This window comes from Micromonospora sp. NPDC047521 (assembly GCF_055587305.1).
Window position 1 is genome coordinate 95475 of record NZ_JBVJGN010000006.1, and the last position, 20431, is coordinate 115905.

The 20431-nt window shown below is 73.8% G+C and carries 17 protein-coding genes; 10 read left to right on the plus strand and 7 right to left on the minus strand.

Annotation, left to right across the window (positions count from 1 at the left end):
- Window positions 1–279 precede the first annotated feature (279 nt).
- Both ACZ6N8_RS15510 and ACZ6N8_RS15515 read right to left on the minus strand, forming a co-directional pair.
- On the minus strand, window positions 280–1023 hold the full coding sequence (locus tag ACZ6N8_RS15510; RefSeq protein WP_466010494.1) for a metallophosphoesterase family protein: 744 nt from the start codon (window positions 1021–1023) through the stop codon (window positions 280–282).
- 112 nt (window positions 1024–1135) lie between these two features.
- Window positions 1136–1813: a Crp/Fnr family transcriptional regulator gene (locus tag ACZ6N8_RS15515; protein ID WP_007073398.1), complete on the minus strand. Its 678-nt coding sequence runs from the start codon at window positions 1811–1813 to the stop codon at window positions 1136–1138.
- A 143-nt stretch (window positions 1814–1956) separates the two neighbouring features.
- On the opposite strand from ACZ6N8_RS15515, the gene ACZ6N8_RS15520 reads away from it, so the two are divergent.
- The 6 genes from ACZ6N8_RS15520 to ACZ6N8_RS15545 all read left to right on the plus strand — a co-directional run bounded on the left by ACZ6N8_RS15520 (window position 1957) and on the right by ACZ6N8_RS15545 (window position 7241).
- Window positions 1957–2619, plus strand: coding sequence for an adenosylcobinamide amidohydrolase (locus tag ACZ6N8_RS15520; protein ID WP_466010495.1), 663 nt, complete (start codon window positions 1957–1959; stop codon window positions 2617–2619).
- Window positions 2620–2675: 56 nt separating this feature from the next.
- Window positions 2676–3851 carry a CapA family protein gene (locus ACZ6N8_RS15525; RefSeq protein ID WP_466010497.1) on the plus strand — a complete coding sequence of 392 codons (1176 nt, stop codon included), beginning with the start codon at window positions 2676–2678 and terminating at the stop codon, window positions 3849–3851.
- Window positions 3852–3892: 41 nt separating this feature from the next.
- Window positions 3893–4681 carry an endonuclease III gene (gene nth / locus ACZ6N8_RS15530; RefSeq protein WP_387114631.1) on the plus strand — a complete coding sequence of 263 codons (789 nt, stop codon included), beginning with the start codon at window positions 3893–3895 and terminating at the stop codon, window positions 4679–4681.
- A complete protein-coding gene (locus ACZ6N8_RS15535) occupies window positions 4678–5310 on the plus strand; it encodes a TlpA family protein disulfide reductase (protein ID WP_466010499.1) in 633 nt (210 codons plus the stop codon). Before nth ends, ACZ6N8_RS15535 begins: the two co-directional genes overlap by 4 nt.
- The gene (locus tag ACZ6N8_RS15540; protein ID WP_466010501.1) at window positions 5307–5999 is read left to right on the plus strand and encodes an NUDIX hydrolase; all 693 of its coding nucleotides are present in this window, start codon (window positions 5307–5309) and stop codon (window positions 5997–5999) included. The genes ACZ6N8_RS15535 and ACZ6N8_RS15540 overlap by 4 nt, the downstream gene beginning before the upstream one ends.
- A gap of 63 nt (window positions 6000–6062) precedes the next feature.
- Window positions 6063–7241: a MarP family serine protease gene (locus tag ACZ6N8_RS15545; protein ID WP_466010503.1), complete on the plus strand. Its 1179-nt coding sequence runs from the start codon at window positions 6063–6065 to the stop codon at window positions 7239–7241.
- A gap of 13 nt (window positions 7242–7254) precedes the next feature.
- Here the strand turns inward: ACZ6N8_RS15545 and ACZ6N8_RS15550 are convergent, their stop codons facing one another.
- The 4 genes from ACZ6N8_RS15550 to eccCa form a co-directional block, all read right to left on the minus strand.
- Window positions 7255–7950, minus strand: a complete 696-nt coding sequence (locus ACZ6N8_RS15550) for a phosphatase PAP2 family protein (protein WP_466010505.1) — start codon at window positions 7948–7950, stop codon at window positions 7255–7257.
- A gap of 37 nt (window positions 7951–7987) precedes the next feature.
- Window positions 7988–8776, minus strand: a complete 789-nt coding sequence (locus ACZ6N8_RS15555; protein WP_466010506.1) for a phosphatase PAP2 family protein — start codon at window positions 8774–8776, stop codon at window positions 7988–7990.
- Between the two features lie 58 nt (window positions 8777–8834).
- Window positions 8835–10154, minus strand: a complete 1320-nt coding sequence (gene mycP / locus ACZ6N8_RS15560) for a type VII secretion-associated serine protease mycosin (RefSeq protein ID WP_466010508.1) — start codon at window positions 10152–10154, stop codon at window positions 8835–8837.
- A gap of 74 nt (window positions 10155–10228) precedes the next feature.
- Window positions 10229–14209: a type VII secretion protein EccCa gene (gene eccCa, locus ACZ6N8_RS15565; protein ID WP_466010510.1), complete on the minus strand. Its 3981-nt coding sequence runs from the start codon at window positions 14207–14209 to the stop codon at window positions 10229–10231.
- A 101-nt stretch (window positions 14210–14310) separates the two neighbouring features.
- Here eccCa and eccD point away from each other — a divergent pair, with 101 nt between their 5' ends.
- On the plus strand, window positions 14311–15714 hold the full coding sequence (gene eccD / locus ACZ6N8_RS15570) for a type VII secretion integral membrane protein EccD (RefSeq protein ID WP_466010512.1): 1404 nt from the start codon (window positions 14311–14313) through the stop codon (window positions 15712–15714).
- Window positions 15715–15745: 31 nt separating this feature from the next.
- Here the strand turns inward: eccD and ACZ6N8_RS15575 are convergent, their stop codons facing one another.
- The gene (locus ACZ6N8_RS15575) at window positions 15746–16252 is read right to left on the minus strand and encodes an inorganic diphosphatase (protein WP_139583140.1); all 507 of its coding nucleotides are present in this window, start codon (window positions 16250–16252) and stop codon (window positions 15746–15748) included.
- Window positions 16253–16809: 557 nt separating this feature from the next.
- Here ACZ6N8_RS15575 and dacB point away from each other — a divergent pair.
- The 3 genes from dacB (at window position 16810) to tilS (ending at window position 20430) form a co-directional block, all read left to right on the plus strand.
- The gene (dacB, locus tag ACZ6N8_RS15580) at window positions 16810–18270 is read left to right on the plus strand and encodes a D-alanyl-D-alanine carboxypeptidase/D-alanyl-D-alanine endopeptidase (RefSeq protein WP_466010898.1); all 1461 of its coding nucleotides are present in this window, start codon (window positions 16810–16812) and stop codon (window positions 18268–18270) included.
- An 85-nt stretch (window positions 18271–18355) separates the two neighbouring features.
- Window positions 18356–19426: a zinc-dependent metalloprotease gene (locus tag ACZ6N8_RS15585; protein ID WP_387114658.1), complete on the plus strand. Its 1071-nt coding sequence runs from the start codon at window positions 18356–18358 to the stop codon at window positions 19424–19426.
- An 11-nt stretch (window positions 19427–19437) separates the two neighbouring features.
- A complete protein-coding gene (gene tilS / locus ACZ6N8_RS15590) occupies window positions 19438–20430 on the plus strand; it encodes a tRNA lysidine(34) synthetase TilS (protein ID WP_466010515.1) in 993 nt (330 codons plus the stop codon).
- Window position 20431 lies beyond the last annotated feature (1 nt).

Here is a 20431-nt window from a genome sequence, read left to right on the forward strand (position 1 = left end):
GTGATCGTGCTCGGATCGAGCCGACCTCGGGTGCCCTCCACAACCCCTGTCGAGCTGCCCCGCAAGTGGGGCAACGACAGTGCGCATCTGCCACTCCCGGGCCCTGTCGAGCTGCCCCACGAGTGGGGCAGCGGCGATACTTGGCCTGGCCCAGATCTGGGGCAGCTCGACAGGCAGCAGAGAAGGTCCTCAGGCCTCAGCTGATTCGGCGGCGTCGGCTGAGCGGCCAGCCGAGGCCGTCTGCACGTCTAGGGCCGTGTGCGGCACCGGGCGGGTGGGTCAGCGACCGTCGCGCGGGCCGAAGACGGCGAGGGCGTCGGCGTCGCTGTGCTGCGAGCGCAGGTACTCGTCGGCCCAGGCGGCGGCATCTGGGAAGGCCGACTCCGCCGCCACCCGGGCGCACGCCGCGTCCACGTCGAAATGGGTACGGCGCAGCTGCACACCCGGCCCGAGCAGAGCCCACCACGCGCCCGTGCCCCCGTACGGCATGCCGACGCTGCCCGGGTTGACCACCAGGCGCCTGTCGACAAGCCGGGTGAAGGGCATGTGCGTGTGGCCGCAGACCACCATGGAGACCTCGGCGGGGAGACCGTCGAACACCTCCGCCCATCGCGCCATCCGCGAGTCGACGAGGACGACCTCCTCGTCGTCGCGGGGCGTCGCGTGGCAGAACAGCGTCGGCCCGAGCCCGTCGATCTCCAGCGTCACCGTCGCGGGCAGCGCGGCCAGTCGGGCCACCTGGTCCTCGCGAAGCTGCCCGCCGGCCCAGTTGGACACCTCGAAAGCGGCGAGCCGGCCGGCCCGCGCGTCGATCAGCTCACGTTCGCAGTTGCCGCCCACCCAGCGGACCCGGTCACCCAGGTCGGCGAGCACATCCAGCACCTCGACCGGCTGCGGACCGGCCGCGATGTCGCCGGTCAGCACGATCAGGTCGGCGGCGGCGACGTCCGGCTCCGCAAGTACGGCCTCCAGAGCGGGCAGCACACCGTGGATGTCGGAGAGCACCGCAACGCTGTTCACCATGGCCCTACCCTCACCGCCTCGGCCGCCCCGAGCCAGCATTTCTGCGCCGGGCAGACGAAACGTCCCCGCCCTCCGTCGGTGACGGGAGGCGGGGACGGACCGTACCGCTGTCTCAGACGCGGGCGCGGCGGGCCAGGCGCTCCGGGTCGAGGATGATGATGCTCTTGCCGTCCAGCCGCAGCCATCCGCGCGAGGCGAAGTCGGCGAGCGCCTTGTTCACCGTCTCGCGGGAGGCGCCGACGAGCTGGGCGATCTCCTCCTGGGTCAGGTCGTGGGTGACCCGCAGGACACCGCCGTCGCGGGTGCCGAAGCGACCGGCCATCTGGAGCAGGTTCTTCGCGACCCGACCCGGCACGTCCGTGAAGATCAGGTCGGCGAGCGAGTCGTTGGTCCGGCGCAGCCGCCGGGCGAGCACGCGGAGCAGCTGCTCGGCGATCTCCGGGCGGTTGTTCAGCCACGGCCGCAGCGCCTGCTTGCGCAGTCGCACCAGCCGGGTGTCCGTCACCGCGGTGGCGGTGGCCGTACGCGGACCCGGGTCGAAGAGCGACAGCTCACCGACCATGTCCGACGGGCCCATCACCGCGATCAGGTTCTGCCGGCCGTCCGCGGCGCGGCGACCAACCTTGATCTTCCCGGACAGCAGGATATAGAGACTGTCGCCGGGCTCGCCCTCATTGAAGACGACCTCGCCCTTGCGGACCTCGATCGTCTCCATCTCCTTGGCAAGCGCCTCGGCAGCTTCCGGGTCGACACCCTGGAAGATCCCGCTGCGGGCCAGTACCTCATCCATCGCGCACCTCCGGTTACGCGTGCCGTCCGTCGGCCGGGTCCGCCGTCCGCTGATCCCCTCGCGCGCCGCCAAGTCTAGGCGCACGTGAGCACGAATCAGAGGTCGGCCCTGGAATCTTGATCGGTAGGCGTAACCTGCCCGACGTGCTGAGCGAGCCAACTCTGACCAGTCGCACCGAGGACGGGCGGCGCGTCCCGCTGCTCGTCTGGCGCGCCGACGTGCCATTGCGGGCGGTCAGCAGCGGCCCGCTCGGCGGTGGAATAGGCCTCCGGCGCTGGGTCCTGAACGCCACCGTACCGATGTCGTACGACCGGGACGACCCGGCCGCCCACCTGGCCGCGCTCGCCGCGGACCTGGCCCTCGACGGGCCCGGGGTGGGCCTGCTGACCGGCGTCGACGTGGCCGAGGTGGTGGGCCGCACCGACACCGGCGTGCGGGCCTGGGCGACTGTCGGTCTCGGCATCCCGGTGCTCGCCGCCGCTCCGACCCCGGCCGCGCTCGCGCAGCCCGTCGGCACGGTCAACATCGTGGTGTACGTGCCGGCCCGGCTCGCCGACCCGGCGCTTGTCAACGCGGTGGCCACCGCGACCGAGGCGAAAGCCCAGGCGATCATGGAGCTGGGGTTGCCGGGCACCGGCACCCCTACCGACTCGGTCACAGTGCTCTGCCCGGTGGACGGGCCGGAGGCCGCGTACGGCGGACCGCGCTCCGCCTGGGGCGCCCCGCTGGCCCGCGCGGTGCACGCGGCGGTGCTCGCCGGCGGCGACAGGCCTGTCGTTCCCTGGTCCGAGCAGCTCACCGGCTGAAGTTCCACCCGATCGGCTCTCGTCGGCGCGTTTGCCGGCCGGTAGGGTCGCGGGCGATGTATGCTCCCGCCCCCCTCGCGTCCCGCCCGCGTCGCCGCGTCGCCCTCGGCCTCGCCGCGCTGCTGGCCGCCCTGCTCGTCGCCGGCTGCGCCGACCCCGGCGGTGGTGAGGGGCCGGTCTGGCAGCCGGGTGCCGGTGGCGGTGGCACCGGCGCGCCGGTGACCACGGCCGGGCCGAAGGCCGGCGGCGACGCCACGGCCGGCGGTGCGATCTCGCTCTCGGCCACCGGCGACATCATCATGGGCAACGCGCCGAGCCGACTGCCCGCGGCCGGCGGCAAGGGCTTCTTCACCTCGGTCGCCGAGGCCCTCAAGGCCGACCTGGTGATGGGCAACCTGGAGGAGCCGCTGACGGTGGACACGGGCACCGGCAAGTGCGGGGCCAACTCCACCCGTTGCTTCCAGTTCCGGGCACCCCCGGAGTACGCGGCGCACCTGCGCGACGCCGGCTTCGACGTGCTCAACCAGGCCAACAACCACGGCTACGACTACGGCCCCAAGGGCTACGAGAACACCCGCAAGGCCCTGGAGAAGTACGACCTGGAGCACACCGGGGCGCCGAACCAGATCACCGTGGTCGACGTCAAGGGCGTCAAGGTGGCCGTGGCAGGCTTCTCGTCGTACGTCTGGTCGAACAGCCTCGTCGACATCGCCGCCGCCAAGGCGGTGGTCGCCAAGGCGGCCACCCTCGCCGACCTCGTGGTGGTGCAGGTGCACATGGGTGGCGAGGGCGCGGACAAGACCCGGGTGAAGCCGGGCACCGAGATGTTCCTGGGCGAGAACCGGGGCGACCCGGTCAAGTTCTCCCACGCCATGATCGACGCGGGCGCCGACCTGATCGTCGGCCACGGGCCGCACGTGCTGCGCGGGATGGAGTTCTACCAGGGGCGGCTGATCGCGTACAGCCTGGGCAACTTCGCCGGCGGCGGCAACTCGCTGAGCAACACCGGCCGGCTCGGCTGGGGCGGCGTGCTCAAGGTGTCGCTCAAGCCGGACGGAAGCTGGGCCGGCGGCTCGTTCACCTCGACGTACATGAACTCGGCGGGCAAGCCGACGATGGACCCGGACGACCGTGGTCTGGGCCTGGTCACCGAGCTGAGCCGCACCGACTTCCCCAAGGGCGGCGCCCGGTTCGACGGGCAGGGCAGGATCAGCGCGCCGACGGCGGGTTGACCCGAGCAGGAACGTCCGGGGCGCGACGTAGGCTGACCGTCGTGACCAGTAGCCCTCCCGGTGCCAGCGAGACCGACCTCGGGCGCAAACGCCGTGCCCGCAAGATCGGCCGGGTGCTGGCCGAGACGCATCCCGACGCGCACTGTGAACTGGACCACTCCAACGCGCTGGAGCTGGCCGTCGCCACCATCCTCTCCGCCCAGTGCACCGACAAGAAGGTCAACGAGGTCACCCCGAAGCTCTTCGCCCGCTACCCGACCGCGGCCGCTTACGCCGGCGCGGACCGGGGCGAGATGGAGGAGCTGATCCGGCCCACCGGCTTCTACCGCAACAAGACCGACTCGCTGCTCAAGCTCGGTCAGGCCCTCCTCGACAGGTACGACGGCCGGGTTCCCGGCCGGCTCGTCGACCTGGTGACGCTCCCCGGGATCGGCCGCAAGACCGCGAACGTCATCCTCGGCAATGCCTTCGACGTGCCGGGCATCACTGTCGACACGCACTTCCAGCGGCTGGTCCACAGGTGGCGGCTGACCACCGAGACCGACCCGGTCAAGATCGAGCACGCGATCGGCGCGCTGTACGACAAGCGCGACTGGACCATGCTGTCGCACCGGATCATCTTCCACGGGCGACGGGTCTGCCACGCCCGTAAGCCCGCCTGCGGTGCGTGCACGCTGGCGAAGCTCTGCCCCTCCTACGGCACCGGCCCGACCGAGCCGACAGTCGCCGTGAAGCTGCTCAAGGGCCCCCGGGCGCGTGACCTGGCGGTGGCCGCCGGGGTCGACCCGGAGCTGGTGCCCGCCCAGGCGGTCGCCGCGGAGGTGCCGTGAACAGGCGTCTCGCCCTGCTCGTCCTGCCGCTGCTGCTGGCCGTCGCCGGTTGCACGGCCGGCCCGTCCGACGACCCCGCACCCCGGCGCGCGGCACCGGAGCGGCCGTCGCCGTTCCGGGACTGCGCCACGCTCGACACCCCGCCCACCGCGGCGTCGCCCGGCGCCGCCACGCCCGGGTCGGGCACGTCGACGACTCCCGGCGGGGAGGCCCTGCCGGAGCTGACCCTTGCCTGCTTCACCGGCGGTGCACCTGTCGCGCTGCGGTCCGTCGCCGGCCCGGCCGTGATCAACATCTGGGCGTCGTGGTGCCCGCCGTGCCGCAAGGAGCTGCCCGCCTTCCAGCGGCTCAGCGAACGCGCGGCAGGTCAGCTCCAGGTGATCGGGGTGAACAGCCGGGACAGCCGTGGCGGCGCCCAGTCCATCGGCGAGGACTACGGCGTACGGTTCCCGATCCTCGTCGACCAGGGTGAGGCGTTGCAGCGGGCTCTGGAGCGCAACGCCATCCCGCTCACCCTCTTCGTCGACGCGCAGGGCCGGATCCGGCACGTCGACGCCACCGGCGCGCTCGACGACACCCAGCTCGCCAAGCTGGTCCGCCAGCATCTCGGCCTGGCAGTGTCGGCATGACCCGCAGACCGCCCGACTGGACCGAGCCGTTGCTGACCCGGCTGGGCACGGCCCGCGCCGAGGACTTCACCCGGCTGACCACACCTGCCGAGGGTGGCCGGGAGAGCGCCGTGCTGGTGCTGCTCGGTGAGCAGCCAGACGTCGGCCCGGACGTGCTGGTGCTGCAACGCGCCGCCACGCTGCGCAACCACGCCGGCCAGCCGGCCTTCCCCGGTGGGGCGGCCGACCCGGAGGACGCCGACGTCCGCGCGACAGCGCTGCGCGAGGCGAACGAGGAGGTCGGCCTCGACCCGTCCAGCGTGACGGTGCTGGCTGAGCTGCCGAAACTGTGGATCCCGGTGAGCGACTTCGTGGTCACCCCCGTCCTGGCCTGGTGGCACGACCCGCACCCGGTGCATCCCCGGGAACCGGCCGAGGTGGCACACGTGGCGAGACTGCCGGTCAGCGAGCTCGTCGACCCGGCCAACCGGCTGCTGGTCCGTCACCGCAGCGGCTGGATCGGGCCGGCGTTCTCGGCGCGCGGCATGCTCGTCTGGGGTTTCACAGCCGGGGTGCTGGCGGCCCTGCTGGAGATGGGCGGCTGGGCGCGTCCGTGGTCGCGCGACCGGGTGATCGAGCTGCCGCCGACGGGGGAGACCCCGGCACCGTCGGCCGGCACCGACGAGATCGACGAGAAGGCCCTGCGCTGACCACGCGGTCACCTTCCGCAAGCGATGGTCATCTCGCGGGCGTCCTGCCCGTACGCTTGACCCGTGTCCGCCGTGGATCTCGTCCTGTTGCTGCTCATGCTCGTGTTCGCGATCAGCGGATACCGCCAGGGCTTCGTCATCGGAATCCTGTCGTTCTCCGGCTTCTTCCTGGGCGCCCTGCTGGGCCTCCAGCTCGGGCCGCTGCTGGCCCGACAATTCGTGGACAGCGGCACCCGGGTGCTGATCTCGCTGGTGGCGGTGTTCGGGCTGGCGGTGCTCGGTCAGGCGTTGGCCGGCTGGCTCGGCTCACACCTGCGTAAGACGATCACCAGTGAGGTGGGCAAGCGGGTCGACGACGTCGGCGGGGCGTTCGTGTCGCTGTTCGCGGTGCTGCTTGTGGCGTGGCTCGTCGCCGTGCCGCTCGGGTCGTCCTCACTGCCCTGGCTGGCCGCCTCGGTCCGCAACAGCGCGCTCATCACCGTTGTCGACCGGGTGCTGCCGGACCAGGCCCAGCAGCTCTCCACCGCTCTGCGGGACACCGTCGACACCAACGGCTTCCCGGACGTCTTCGGCGACCTCGCGCCCACCCGGGCCCGGCAGGTCGAGCCACCCGACCCCGCGTTGGCCGGTTCCCAGGTCGTGGTCAACGGGCAGCGGTCGGTGGTCAAGGTGCTGGGCTCCGCGCCCAGCTGCTCGCGCCGCATCGAGGGCTCCGGTTTCGTGTACGCCGACGACCGGGTGATGACAAACGCGCACGTGGTGGCCGGCACCCGATCGGTGTCCGTGGAGCTGGGCGGCGAGCGGTACGACGGCCAGGTGGTCGTGTACGACCCGGACCGCGACCTGGCCGTGCTGCACGTGCCCGGGATGCCCGGTCCGTCACTGCGCTTCGCGGCAGGCAACGCGGGCAGCGGCTCCGACGCGATAGTGCTCGGCTTCCCCCTCGACGGCCCGTACAACGCGCAGTCGGCGCGGGTCCGGGACGTGGACCGGATCACCGGGCCGGACATCTACTCCTCAGGTGACGTCACCCGGGAGATCTACACGATCCGGGCGCTGGTGCGCAGCGGAAACTCCGGCGGTCCGCTGGTCTCCGCCAACGGTCTGGTGCTCGGCGTGATCTTCGCGGCGGCCGCCGACGACCCGAACACCGGCTTCGCGGTGACCGCCGCCGAGGCCCGCCCGGTGGCACTGGCCGGCGCCGAACGCACCAGGGGCGTCGGCACCGGCGAGTGCACCTGAGCGTCGTCCCGGGTCAGGTCCGCGCCGGCGCGGCCACCGGCAGCTTCGCCCGTCCCCACCGCAGCCCCCGGTCCAGCACCGCACGAGCCATGATCACGACGCAGGTGCCACCGTTGATGAACGACGCCACCACGTCGCTCGGGTGGTGCATGCCCCGGTACATGCGGGTCAGCGCCACGCCGATCGGCACCACAAGCAGCAGGGTCCACCAGGCGACCTTCGCGCCGGTGCTGCGCGCCCGCAGCGCCATCAGCACGGCGATGCCCACGTAGAGCGCCACCGCGGCCGAGGTGTGCCCGGACGGGAAGCTCGAGGTGGGCGGCGAGACGTCCATATGCTCCACAGCGGGCCGCCGCCTGTCGATCGCCAGCGTGGTCAGCAGGAACACCAGCGCCTGGGCGGTCACCGCCGCGCACAGGAACAACGGTTCCCGCCAGCGCTTGAGCCAGAGCCGCAGCGCCAGCGCCACCAGCACGGTGACCACGACGATCATCTGGGTGCTGGCCAACGTGCTGAACACCAGCGAGACGTCGTTCCAGCCGCCGGTGCGGTCGGCGGCCAACTCCCTGTTCACCGCGTCCTCGGCGGTGAACGGCCAGGTGTCGGCGAACACCCGGGTGACGAGCACCCCCAGCAGCACCATGACGCCGAGCAGGAGGGAGACCGGCAGCAGCACCCGCCGGACAATCTGGACCACGGTGTCGGACATGGGCCGGCAAGTACCCGATCGACGTCGTCGGCACGCCTCAGGTCGCGTCCGGGTGCCGCTCGACCTCGGGAGCGATGCCGTCGCGTGCCGGTCGGACCGGCCGCAGACCGGCGTGCGCCCGCCAACTGGTGAACGCGGCCGCGGTCGCCGCGACCACCGCCGCGCCGAGCAGCCAACCGCCGATCACGTCGCTTGTGAAGTGCACACCCAGCGCCGCCCTGCTCAGGCCGGTCACCACTGTGAGCAGCACCGCGACGACCCACAACACGACCCGCCACGCGCAGCGCCTGGCGTACGGCAGGAAGACCAGCAGCAGCACCCCGGCGGCCAGGGTGGCGTTCAGCGCGTGCCCGGAGGGGAACGAGTAGCCGGCGGCCCGTGCCACCGGGTCGAGCAGCTCCGGCCGGTCCCGGCCGACGAGCAGCTTGAGCAGGGGACCCATCAACCCACCGACCACCATGGTCGTGGCCGTCCAGGCGGCCAGTCGACGAGCCTTGCGGCGCAGCAGCCAGATCACCAGGAGCAGGGCGGCGACCCGCAGCGGCATGGGCGCGAACACCTCACTCCAGACCCGCATCACCATGACCCAGGCCGGGTGGTCGACCGCGTAGCCGTGCAGCGCGTCGGTGACCGACATGTCCAGTCGGTGCAGGGGCGCCCACGCGCCGAGCACCAGCAACGCCAGCAGCGAGAACGGCACCAGCACCAGGAACGCCGCCGTCACGGCCAGGGTCAGTCGCAATCCCAGCGAGTGATCCGGGTCGAGACGGCGGCGCTGCCAGGACGGACGGTCGGTGGCGAGGGCGTCTGGGCCGGGCGAGCTCATGGCGACGGTTCTACCCCACTCGCCCGCCGCTCAGGCCTACCAGAGCCCGAGCACCCGCTCAGCGCACCCGTTGCCGGAACCGGCGCACCATCATCGCCGCTCCCGTCGCCAGGGCGACGAAGAGCACCGCGCCGACCCACACCTGCTCGGGCGCCGAGTCGTCCTGCGAGCCCGCGGCGCGGGCCGTCCACCGGGTCTCGTTGCGCGGGGCGGTGAGACCGAGCGGGTCACTGCCCGCACCGGCGACCGGACTGTCGTCGGCGGAGCCCGGGGCCGGACCGAAACCGACCACACCCGGTGACGTCTGGTCGTCCAACGGGTTCGCGGTCACCGGCGGCACCTGCGCGGTAAGCGCGGCGACCGGATCCACCACCCCGTACCCGAAGCGGTCGTCCCGGCCGGTCGGCCCGATGTCGCGGGCGGTGACCAGCAGCCGGTTGACCACCTCGCCCGCGGACATCTGCGGGTAGTGCGACCGGACCAGCGCTGCCGTGGCGGCCACCAGCGGCGCGGCGAAACTGGTGCCCTGCACCCGCCAGTACCCGCTCGGTGGACGGGCGCCGACCAGGCCGTTGGCGGGCGCGGTGAGAGCCGTCGCCCGGCCCGTGATCGACCCGGACCACAGGTTGTCGCTGCTGCGCTCCAACCCGGAGACCGCTATGACGCCCGGCTCGCGGGCCGGATACCAGACCTTCAGGTCGGTCGAGGTCGCCAGGTTGCCGGTGCAGGCGACCACCACCACGTCCCGGGCGAACGCGTAGTCCAGGGCCGCGGCCAGGGCCGGGCTGTCACCGCTGCCGCCCAGCGACAGATTGATCACGCGGGCGCCGTGGTCGACAGCCCAGCGGACTCCCTGCGCGACGATCAGGGCGTCGTCGTACCGGTTCCGTTCGTCGAGCACCCGGACCGGCAGGATCCGGGCGTCAGGTGCCAGGCCGACCACGCCCCGCTTGTCGTCCTTGCGGCCGGCGATCAGGCCCGCGACAGTGGTGCCGTGCCCCACCGGGTCCGGCCCGGCGCCGCCCACCAGATCCCTGCCGGGCAACACCTGCCCGACCAGATCGGGGTGGTTGGGGTCCACTCCGGAGTCGATGACCGCCACCGTCACGCCGCGACCGGTCGAGGTGCGCCACGCCGTCTCGGCCCGCAACTCGTCGAGCTGCCACTGCTCGTCGCGGACCTGGTCGGTGCGGCTCACGCTGTCGCCGGGAGCCAACGCCACAGGCGCGCCGGCGAGCTGACCGCCGGTGGCGGGCACGGTGACGGGTGCGGTGGCGACGGTCGGGGCCGCCACGGCGAGCACCGCCGCCACGCCGAGCAGCGCCCGCCGGGTCGCTGCCGGACCGCTGTGCCGAACCCCAGTCACATCCTCAGCCATTCATCCCGACGGAACCATGACGATCGGAGATTACCGGTTTCCCCACCTGTCACGGGAAGAACCGGCCCAACAGGTCACGGTGGCGGCAGTTGGGCGAGCTGAACGAGGCGTACGCCCTCCCGGCGGGTGACCAGCCGGCCACGGCCCGGCGGCAGCGGGCCGGGTCGCACCGGACCGACAAGCGCCCCCTCGTCGGGGCTGCCGGCCATCACCAGACCGGCGGTGGACAGCTCCCGCAGCCGCTGGACGATCGGCTCGTACTGGGCCCGGCCCGCGCCACCCGAGCGGCGCGCCAGCACCAGGTGCAGCCCCACGTCCCGGGCGTGCGGCAGATGTTCCTCAAGCGCCCGCAACGGGTTCGCCGGGCCGGCCGCCACCAGGTCGTAGTCGTCGACAAGCACGAACAGCTCCGGCCCGGACCACCAGGACCTGTCGCGCAGCTGCTGCGGGGTGACCTCCGGGCCGGGTGCCCGCCGCTCCAGATAACCGGCGGCCGACTCCACCAGGTCGGCCGTGTGCGCCGCCGCGGTGCCGTACCCGATGAGGTGCGGCGTCTCGATGGCACCGAGCAGGCTGCGCCGGTAGTCGACGAGGATCACCCGGGCCTGCTCGGGAGTGAACCGGGTGATGATCGAGGTGGCGAGCGCGCGCAGGAACGACGACTTGCCGCACTCCGCGTCCCCGAAGACCACGAAGTGCGGCTCGGTGGCGAAGTCCAGCACCACCTGGCGCAGGTCCGCCTCCGCGACGCCGATCGGCAGCCGCAGCCCGGTCGTCGCGGCGAGATCCAGATCGGCGTACGGCAGTACCGGCGGGAGCAGCCGCACCCGGGGCGCCGCAGGGCCACCCCAACTGCCCGCGATCCGCTTGACCAGGTCTGCGGTGTCCCCGTGCGCGGCGAGCTGGGGCAGGGCGGTGAGAAAGTGCAGGCTCTCCGCTGTCACCCCCCGGCCCGGGCGCTCCGGCACGTTCGCGGCGGCGCGCCGGGCCACGAGCGAGTCGCTCGGGTCGCCGAGGCGCAGCTCCAGCCGGGAACCGAACAGGTCCCGGATCGCCGGGCGGAAATCCAGCCAGCGCAGCGCGGTGGCGACGACGTGCACCCCGTACGACAGGCCCCGGGTGGCCAGGTCGGTGACAAGCGGTTCCAGGTCGTCGTACTCGCCCCGGACGGTGCTCCAGCCGTCGATCACCAGGAACACGTCACCGAACGGGTCGGCCCCGGCCTGGCCGGCCGTCGCCGCCGACGCCCGCCGCTGCCGGTACGCGGCCATCGACTCCACTCCCAGCTCCGCGAAGCGGCGTTCCCGATCGGCGAGCAGTGTCGTCATCTCGCCTACGGTGCGTCGTACCGCAGTCGGGTCGGCGCGCCCGGCCACCCCGCCGACGTGCGGCAGGTCGCGGACGGCGGCCAGCCCACCGCCGCCGAAGTCGAGGCAGTAGACCTGCGCCTCGGTCGGGGTGTGGGTGAGCGCCAGCGCGCAGATCAGCGTACGCAGCACCGTTGACTTGCCGCTCTGCGGCGCGCCGACCACCGCGACGTGCCCGGCCGCGCCGTCAAGCGCCAGCCAGAGCAGGTCCCGGCGCTGCTCCAACGGCCTGTCCACGATGGCCACCGGCACCCCGAGGGCACCGTGCAGCTCCGGGTTGCCCACCACGAGCCCGCGCCTCGGGTCCACCTCGACCGGTCCGAGCAGTTCGTCCAGGGCCGGAGGGTCACCGAGCGGCGGGAGCCACACCTGGTGGGCGGGTGGGCCCTGCCCGACGAGCCGGTCGACCAGCAGGTCGAGCAGCGTCTCCTGGCCGGTCTCGTCCTCGGCCACCGCGGGCAGGGCCGGTGTGGCCGGTTCGGGCACCGGTACGACATGGGTGGTGAAGGTGAGCAGCCGGGCGCCACCGCCACCCGTGGCACCGGGCGGCGTGGCCCGGCGGCGGACCGCGCCGGACACGTACGCGGCCTTGAAACGGGCCAGCGGATCGGTGCCCGCGCGCAGGTAGCCGTGCCCCGGTGACCGGGGCAGCTCGTGCGCGTCCGGCACCCCGAGCACCGTGCGGGACTCCAACGCGGAGAAGGTGCGCAACCCGATCCGGTACGACAGGTGGGTGTCCAGCCCGCGCAGCCGCCCCTCCTCCAGCCGCTGGCTGGCGAGCAGGAGGTGCACACCGAGCGAGCGGCCCAGGCGGCCGATCTGCACGAACAGGTCGATGAAGTCGGGTTTGGCGGAGAGCAGCTCGGAGAACTCGTCGCAGATCAGCAGCAACGACGGCAGCGGGGCCAGCGGGCTGCCGGCCGCCCGTGCCCGCTCGTAGTCGCGCACGCTTGCGAAGTTGCCGGCCCGCCGCAGCAGCTCCTGCCGGCGGACCAGCTCGCCGTTGATGGCGTCGACCATCCGGTCGACAAGTGGCAGCGCGTCGGCCAGGTTGGTGATCACGGCGGCGGTGTGCGGCAACCTGTCGAACGACGCGAACGTGGCGCCGCCCTTGAAGTCGACGAGCACGAAGTTGAGCTGCTCCGAGCTGTGCGTGGCCGCCAACCCCAGCACCAGCGTCCGGAGCAGTTCGGACTTTCCGGAACCGGTGGCCCCGATGAGCAGACCGTGCGGACCCATCCCGTCCTGGGCGGACTCCTTGAGGTCCAGTTCGATGGCGCCACCGTCCACGCCCACCCCGATCGGCACCCGCAGTCGGTCCCGCGCCGACCGGGGCGCCCACCCCTGCTCGGCGGTGAAACTCTCCGGGTCGCCGAGGCCGAGCAGCTCGGGCAGCCCCAGCTCGGCCTGGAGCGGCGAGTCCGGTCCGCGTACCGCGCCGGCCAGCCGCAGCGGCGCCAACCTCCGGGCCACCGCCTCGGCGTCGGCCGGGTCGAGCTGGTCGGCCGTACCCACCTCGGCGTGCCCGTCGATCGACCACGAGTGCAGCCGCCTGCCCTTCAGCTCCAGCAGCAGCGCGTACCTGTCGAGCAGGCGCGGCGGTGGAGTGTCCAGGTCCACGACCGTCACCGCGTCGATGCCGCCGTCGCCGGTCAGGTCGGTGGCGCCGGTCAGGTCACCGCCGTCGAGGACCACCACCACGTGCGGGCCGTCGGTGGCCGGCCCGGCCGGACTGAACCGGGACCGGCTGGCCAGCACGTCGCCCAGCAGCCGCTCCAACTCGACGGCGGAGCTGGTGACCAGCCGTACCGGGCCGAGCGCGTCGGTGCGGCCGGGGTGGTGGGCGTGCGGGAGCCACTTCACCCACTCCCAGCAGGCCCGCCGTTCCGGGCCGGCGCAGACCGCGACGAGCAGCTCGTCGGGGGCGTGGAAGACGGCCAGCTGGGTCAGCACCGCCCGGACCAGCGCCTGCGCCGCCGGGTCGCCGGTCGGCGGCCCGGCGGTCGCCGGAGCGCCGCCCGGCCGGCCGGCGGTCCGCACGTGCACCCGGGCGAAGCTGCGCAGCGACAACGCCACCGGCAGGTCCGGCACCACGGAGTACGCGTCCAGGAAGCGGCGCAGCGCTCCGGCGGTCATCGGCTCCAGCTCCTCCAGCGGCCGGGTGACCGGGGGGACGAGCGGGGTGGCCAGGGTCTGCGGGCCGACGCCGACGCGTACCACTGCGAAGTCCGGGTCGGCGGGCCGGCGTTCCCAGACCCGGTGGCTGTCCACTGTCGACCACAGCCGGCCCGGGTCCGGGTGCCGGTAGTAGAGCCCGGCCCGCTGCCGCCCGGCGGTCTGCCGGACCCGTCGGCGCAGCGTCGCCAGGTGCCGCAGGTACTCGCGTCGGGCGGCCATCATCTCGGACTTCTTCGGGGTGCCTGAGGCGCTGCCCCAGGAGGTCACCAGCATCGCCAGCGAGGACAGCCCGAACATGCCGCCCACCACGTACGAGTACGCGCCCCCGCCCCGGCCGAACATCATGGCCATCGCCACCGTGCCGCCGAGCATCGGCAGCAGCATGAGCATCTGCTGCCACCGTCCACCTGTCACCGCGGGAATCTCCGGCGGCGCCTCGACCGGCAGCTCACCGGCCGGGATCTCGGGTGCCGGCCGGCGGGGCGGGCGCTTGATGACGACGGTGGACACTCGGCCTCCTGACCGCGCTGGGTAACCCGAGCCTGGCTCATCGTAGGTAAAGTCCTGTCGTCCGCGCAGCCTCCGATCCCCCTCGATATGGAGACCAGTCGATGACTACCGGGCTGGCCCGCGTCACCATCAGCGCGCCGCAACGACGGGTGGACGTCGCCCTGCCGGAGCAGGTTCCCCTGGCCGAGCTGCTGCCCGACGTGCTCCGGCACGCTGGTGAGGGCCTCGCCGACGACGGCGAACGGCACGGTGGCTGGGTGCTGCGCCGCACCGACGGGGCCCCGCTGGCGACCGCCCAGGCGCTGCTGGCGCAGGGGGTCCGCGACGGCGAGGTGCTGCACCTGGTGCCGGCCCGCGCGCACTGGCCCGAGCTGGAGTACGACGACGTGGTCGAGGCCATCGCCGAGGGCGCCCGTCGCCGCGGCGGTGCCTGGTCGGCCGACGCCACCCGGGCCGCGGCCCTGGCCGGTGCCGCCGTACCCCTCGGGGTGGGTCTGCTCGCCCTGCTCGCCGGTGGGCCGGCGCACCGGGCCGGCTGGTTGGCGGCGGCCGTTGTGGCGTTGCTGCTCACCGTCGCCGGCGCGGTCGCCTCCCGCGCCCACGACGACGGCGCCGCCGGTGCCACCCTCGGCGGCTACGCCCTGCCGTACGCGTTCGTCGCCGGCGCTCTGGCCGTCGGCTCCGGCGACCCGGTGGGGCCGTTCGGGCCGGTCCGGTGGGTGGGTGCGCCCGAGTTGCTGGCCGGGTCGGTGGCGCTGCTGCTGGCGGCGCTGCTCGGGCTGCTCGGGGTGGCCAGCCGGCTGCGGGTCTTCGTGGCAGGTGTCACGACCGGTCTGGTGGGCGCCGGTGCGGCGCTCGGTGGGCTGCTGCTGCCCCCGGCCGGGGCGGCGGCGATTCTGCTCAGCGCGCTGGTCTTCGCCGTCGGGGTGGTTCCTCTGCTGGCCATCCGGCTGGGCAAGCTGCCCCTGCCGCCGATCACCCTGCCTGCCGCGACCCCCGACGCGGAGCCGGAGCGGGTCCGGGACCTGCCGGACCGCAGCCGGGTGCACGCGGCGGTGATCCGCACCGAGGAGATGCTCACCGGGATGCTGCTCGGGCACGCCCTGCTCGTGGTGGCGGCGGCGGGTGTGCTCGGGCTGGCCGGCGGCACCTGGGGCCGGGTGCTCGTGGCGGTCGCCTCGGCCGTGCTGCTGCTGCGGTCGCGGCTGTTCGTGGCACTGCGCCACCGGGTGCCGACGGTGCTCGCCGGCCTCGCCGGCTACGCGGTGCTGGGCGTGGTGCTGGCCGGCCGGGTCGACGACGCGGGGCGGCTCGCGCTGGTCCTCGGCGGCGCGGCGCTGGCCCTGGTGGCCGTCGCGGCCGGCGCCGGGTACGCGAGCCGGCCGGTCTCGCCGTACCTAGGCCGGGTCGCGGACCTCACCGACACGGCGCTTGTGGTCGCCGTGGTGCCTGTCGCCTGCGCGGTGCTCGACCTGTACGACAGGGCCCGGGGGCTGCTCGGTTGAGCGGCACCCGGGCCCGGTGTGTCAGCGTTCGTCAGTGGTTGGTCTCGCCACGCGCCTCGGCGTCCCGGGCCCGCTGGTAGGAGGCCACGATCTCGGCCTCGGCCTCGGTGCGGCCGACCCAGGTGGCACCCTCGACCGACTTGCCCGGCTCCAGGTCCTTGTACACCTCGAAGAAGTGCTGGATCTCCAGGCGGTCGAACTCGCCCAGGTGGTGGATGTCGCGCAGGTGCTCCTGGCGGGGGTCCTCGTAGGGCACGCAGAGGACCTTGTCGTCGCCGCCCTTCTCGTCGGTCATCCGGAACATGCCGATGGTCCGGCAGCGGATGAGGCAACCCGGGAAGGTCGGCTCGGGGACCAGCACCAACGCGTCAAGCGGGTCGCCGTCCTCGCCCAGCGTCTCCTCGATGAACCCGTAGTCGGCCGGGTACTGGGTGGACGTGAACAGGGTGCGGTCAAGCCGGATCCGGCCCGTCTTGTGGTCCACCTCGTACTTGTTCCGGTGACCTTTGGGGATCTCAACCGTCACGTCGAAATCCATCTGCACGCTCCCTCGTCTGCCCACGCTGGCTAACGGAACCACTGGCGGCCCTCCGGACAGGTGAATGCCCACCCGCCGACTCCGGCCGCCGCATAGTCTTCGGACCGAAGTAGTGTCACCCAAGCCGATTTTCGTTGGGGGAGGAGGGGGTCGTGGGGAGGGAAGATTCACACTACCGCCCGGACGGGAGCGTCGCGCGCGGTACCGGACGATCCGGCTCCGGTGGTGCCACCGGGCGGGTGCCGGTGCCCGACGCCCACCTCCCGCGTGCCGCCGATCCGCAGCCCACGCCGTCGCCGGAGACGGTGAACGGCAGTCCCGCCCCGCTGCCCTGGAACCCCACTCCGGGGGCGGCCCCGGCCGGCCCGAACACCGGCCGCTTCCCCGTCCTCGGGGGTGAGCGGCCCACGAGCGCCCCGCCGCGGGGGAGCGCCGCCGTTCCGACCAGTCCGGCGCCTGGCGGCCCCTCACCGGATCAGAGGCCGACCGCTTCGAACGGCGTTCCGCCGGTGGCCCCGCCCAACGGCGTTCCGCCGGTGGGCCCGCCGATCTCCGCCCTGCCCGCGCCGGCCGACGCCGCACCCGAGCCCGCCGCGCCGCGTCGCCGACGCCGGCTGCCTGTGGTGCTGGCTGTCGTGGTGCTGCTGGTGCTCGCCGCCGTCGGGGTCGTCCTGACCAGGCCCGGCCCGGTGGCCGGCTGGCTGGGCGACGACACCGGGTCGGCGTCGACAGCCGCCGCCGCGACTCCCGAACCGGACCCGTCGGGCGTGCTTTCCGACCCGGACCCGAACGCTCCGATGCCCAGCCCCGACGGGGTCCGGGCCGCGCTCGACCCGCTGGTCGGGGCCGCCGCGCTTGGCGACCGGGTGAACGTCTCGGTGGCCGACGTGACCTCCGGCCAGACGCTGTTCGCCAAGGGCGCGGACGACGGCACGGTGCCCGCCTCGGTGACCAAGTTGGCGACCGCGGTGACCGTGCTCGCCGCGCGGGGGCCCGGGTACCGGATCCCCACCCGTGCCGTGGCCGGCGCGAAGCCCGGCGAGGTGGTGATCGTCGGCGGCGGGGACCCGACGCTGGCGGTCGACAAGAAGGGCTTCTACCCGGGTGCCGCGCGCCTGGACGACCTGGCCGCCCAGGTGCGTACGGCGCTCGGCGGCACCGCCCCGACGAGCGTCACCGTCGACGGTTCGGTCTACTCCGGTCCGGTCTACGGGCCGGGCTGGGACGACGACATTCCGACAGGCGGGTACGGCGGGGCGATGACCGCGCTGATGACCGACGGGGCGCGTAAGGACCCGGGTGCCGCCAGCGGTGGCGCCGAGCGCGTCGCCGAGCCGGATCTGGCCGCCGGCCGGTCGTTCGCCAAGCTGCTCGGCGTACCGGCGGGCACCGTCAAGCGCGGCACGGCCCCGACGCCGGCCGCGGCTGGCACCCCGGCGCCCGGCACCGAGCTCGGCGTGGTGCAGTCGCCGCCGATGATCAGGCTGGTCGACATCATGATCAGTCAGAGCGACAACCTGGTGGCCGAGGCGCTCGCCCGGCAGGTGGCGCTGGCCCGCAACCAGCCGGCCTCGTTCGACGGGGCCGCTGCCGCGATGGACGCCGAGGTGGCCGAACTGGGACTGCCCGCCGAGGAGATCACGCTCTCCGACGGCAGCGGGCTGTCCCGCAACAACCGGATCAGCCCGTCGCTGCTGACCGACCTCATCCGGCTGGCCGCCAGCCCGGACCACCCGGAACTCGCGGGTGTGTTCGGGGGGCTGCCGGTGGCCGGGTGGTCCGGGACGCTCGACGACCGTTACCGCGGTGCGCCGGGCACCGCCGCCGGGGCGGGCGCCGTACGCGCCAAGACCGGCACGTTGACCGGGGTGCACGCCATCGCCGGTCTGGTCACCACGGCCGACGGCCGGCTGCTCACGTTCGCGGTGCTCACCGACAAGGTGCCAGGCGGTACGGACACCGCCCAACCGGCCCTGGACCGGATCGCGGCGGCGCTTGCCGCCTGCGGCTGCGGCTGACCCGGGCACCCGGCGGGGCCGCGACCGGCGTCGATCGCCGGCGCGAGCCCGGGCCGGGGTGTCGCGGCGCGGGTACGGTGGGTCCATGGCGCAGTTCGTGGACTGGGATCTGGCCGCCGCCACCGCGGGGGCGTTGAGCAAGTCGGGCCCTCGGGTGTCGTACGCCGAGGCCACCGACGTGGTCGGCGACCTGCGACGGCTGACCGAGGAAGCGGCCGGGCACGTGGCCGACTACACGGGGCTGCGGGCGCAGGTGTCGCATCCGCCGGTCCGGGTGGTCGACCGCAAGGACTGGGCCGCGGCGAACATCGCCGGTCTGCGTGAGGTGATCACCCCGCTGGTCGGCCGGCTCTCCGGCGACAAGCCGCCGGGCGCCCTGACCGAGGCGATCGGGTCCCGGCTGACCGGGGTGCAGGCCGGCACCGTGCTGGCCTACCTCTCCGGCCGGGTCCTCGGCCAGTACGAGGTCTTCTCCGCCGAGCCCGGCCAGTTGCTGCTCGTCGCACCGAACATCGTCGAGGTGGAGCGCAAGCTCGGCGCCGACCCGCGGGACTTCCGGCTCTGGGTGTGCCTGCACGAGGTGACCCACCGGACCCAGTTCACAGCAGTCCCCTGGATGCGGGCGTACTTCCTCAGCGAGGTGCAGGCCTTCGTGGACGCCTCGTCCAGCGGCGGCGAGCACCTCGTCGAGCGGCTGCGGCGGGGGGTTTCCACCCTGTCCGACGCGGTCCGCGACCCGGAGAGCCGCACGAGCGTGCTGGACATCGTGCAGACCCCCGCGCAGCGGGCCGTCCTGGACCGGCTGACCGCGCTGATGACACTGCTGGAGGGGCACGCCGAGTTCGTGATGGACGGCGTCGGCCCGCAGGTGATCCCGAGCGTGGAGCGGATCCGCGCGTCGTTCAACAGGCGCCGCGAGGCGGGCAATCCGCTGGAGAAGGCGATCCGTCGGCTGCTCGGGGTGGACGTGAAGATGCGCCAGTACGCCGAGGGGCGCAAGTTCGTGCACGGCGTGGTCGAGCGGGTCGGCATGGACGGGTTCAACTCGATCTTCAACTCGCCGCTCACCCTGCCCCGGCTCTCCGAGCTGGGTGACCCGGACGCCTGGGTGGCCCGGGTGCACGGCCCGGCCGGCACCGTCCCGGCCGCGGGCTGACCAGCCCGCCGGTGGCCGCGCTCGCCCCGCCGGTGGCCGCGATCCGGGTGGCGGTCCGCCGCGCGCTGGCCGGGCTGCCGGTCGGCGGGCCGGTGCTCGTCGCCTGCTCAGGTGGCGCCGACTCGCTCGCCCTGGCGGCGGCGACCGTCTTCGTGGCACCCCGGCTCGGTCTGGTCCCCGGCCTGGTGACCGTCGACCACGGTCTGCAGACCGGTTCCGCCGAGCGGGCCGACGCGGTGGCGGCCTGGGCCCGCGATGCCGGGTTCGCGTTCGTGGAGGCGGTCCGCGTCGAGGTGGCCGGGCGGCCGGGTGGGCCGGAGGCGGCCGCCCGGGAGGCCCGGTACCAGGCGTTGACCGAGGTGGCCCGTCAGCACCACGCGGTCGCCGTGCTCACCGGGCACACCCGCGACGACCAGGCGGAGACGGTCCTGCTCGCGCTCGCCCGCGGCGCCGGCCCGCGCGGCCTGGCCGGGATGCCCGCCCGACGGGACCTGTCCGGGGTGCCGCTGCTGCGCCCGCTGCTGGGGACCGCCCGGGAACAGACTCGCGACGCCTGCGCTGTGCTCGGTCTGCGGCCGTGGCAGGACCCGCACAACACCGATCCGTCGTACGCCCGGTCCCGGGTGCGGGCCGACGTGCTGCCGGCGCTGGTGCGGGCTCTCGGGCCCGGCGTGGTTGACAACCTCGCGCGTACGGCCCGGCTGGTGGCGGCCGACAACGCCGCCCTCGACGACCTGGCGGAGGCGGCCCTTGCGGCCGGCAGGCATCCCGAGGGTGGGCTCTCGGTGCCGGCGCTGGCCGGCCTGGCCCCCGCCGTACGCGGCCGGGTGCTGCACGCCTGGGCCCGTGAGCTGGGTGCCCTGCCGGGCGCCCTGTCCCATCGGCACGTCGCCGCGCTGGACGCTCTGGTCACCGACTGGCGCGGTCAGGGTCCGACGGACCTGCCCGGGGGAGTCCGGGTGCTCCGCCGCGCCGACCGGCTCGCCCCGGTGGCCCAGGACTGAT

What these genes read in the sequence shown, in the direction of transcription:
- ACZ6N8_RS15540 (WP_466010501.1), top strand. Translation starts at nt 5,307, where the DNA reads ATGACCCGCAGACCGCCCGACTGGACCGAGCCGTTGCTGACCCGGCTG.
- ACZ6N8_RS15510 (WP_466010494.1), bottom strand. Translation starts at nt 1,023, where the DNA reads ATGGTGAACAGCGTTGCGGTGCTCTCCGACATCCACGGTGTGCTGCCC.
- mycP (WP_466010508.1), bottom strand. Translation starts at nt 10,154, where the DNA reads ATGGCTGAGGATGTGACTGGGGTTCGGCACAGCGGTCCGGCAGCGACC.
- ACZ6N8_RS15585 (WP_387114658.1), top strand. Translation starts at nt 18,356, where the DNA reads ATGGCGCAGTTCGTGGACTGGGATCTGGCCGCCGCCACCGCGGGGGCG.
- ACZ6N8_RS15525 (WP_466010497.1), top strand. Translation starts at nt 2,676, where the DNA reads ATGTATGCTCCCGCCCCCCTCGCGTCCCGCCCGCGTCGCCGCGTCGCC.
- ACZ6N8_RS15575 (WP_139583140.1), bottom strand. Translation starts at nt 16,252, where the DNA reads ATGGATTTCGACGTGACGGTTGAGATCCCCAAAGGTCACCGGAACAAG.
- ACZ6N8_RS15555 (WP_466010506.1), bottom strand. Translation starts at nt 8,776, where the DNA reads ATGAGCTCGCCCGGCCCAGACGCCCTCGCCACCGACCGTCCGTCCTGG.
- eccD (WP_466010512.1), top strand. Translation starts at nt 14,311, where the DNA reads ATGACTACCGGGCTGGCCCGCGTCACCATCAGCGCGCCGCAACGACGG.
- ACZ6N8_RS15550 (WP_466010505.1), bottom strand. Translation starts at nt 7,950, where the DNA reads ATGTCCGACACCGTGGTCCAGATTGTCCGGCGGGTGCTGCTGCCGGTC.
- ACZ6N8_RS15515 (WP_007073398.1), bottom strand. Translation starts at nt 1,813, where the DNA reads ATGGATGAGGTACTGGCCCGCAGCGGGATCTTCCAGGGTGTCGACCCG.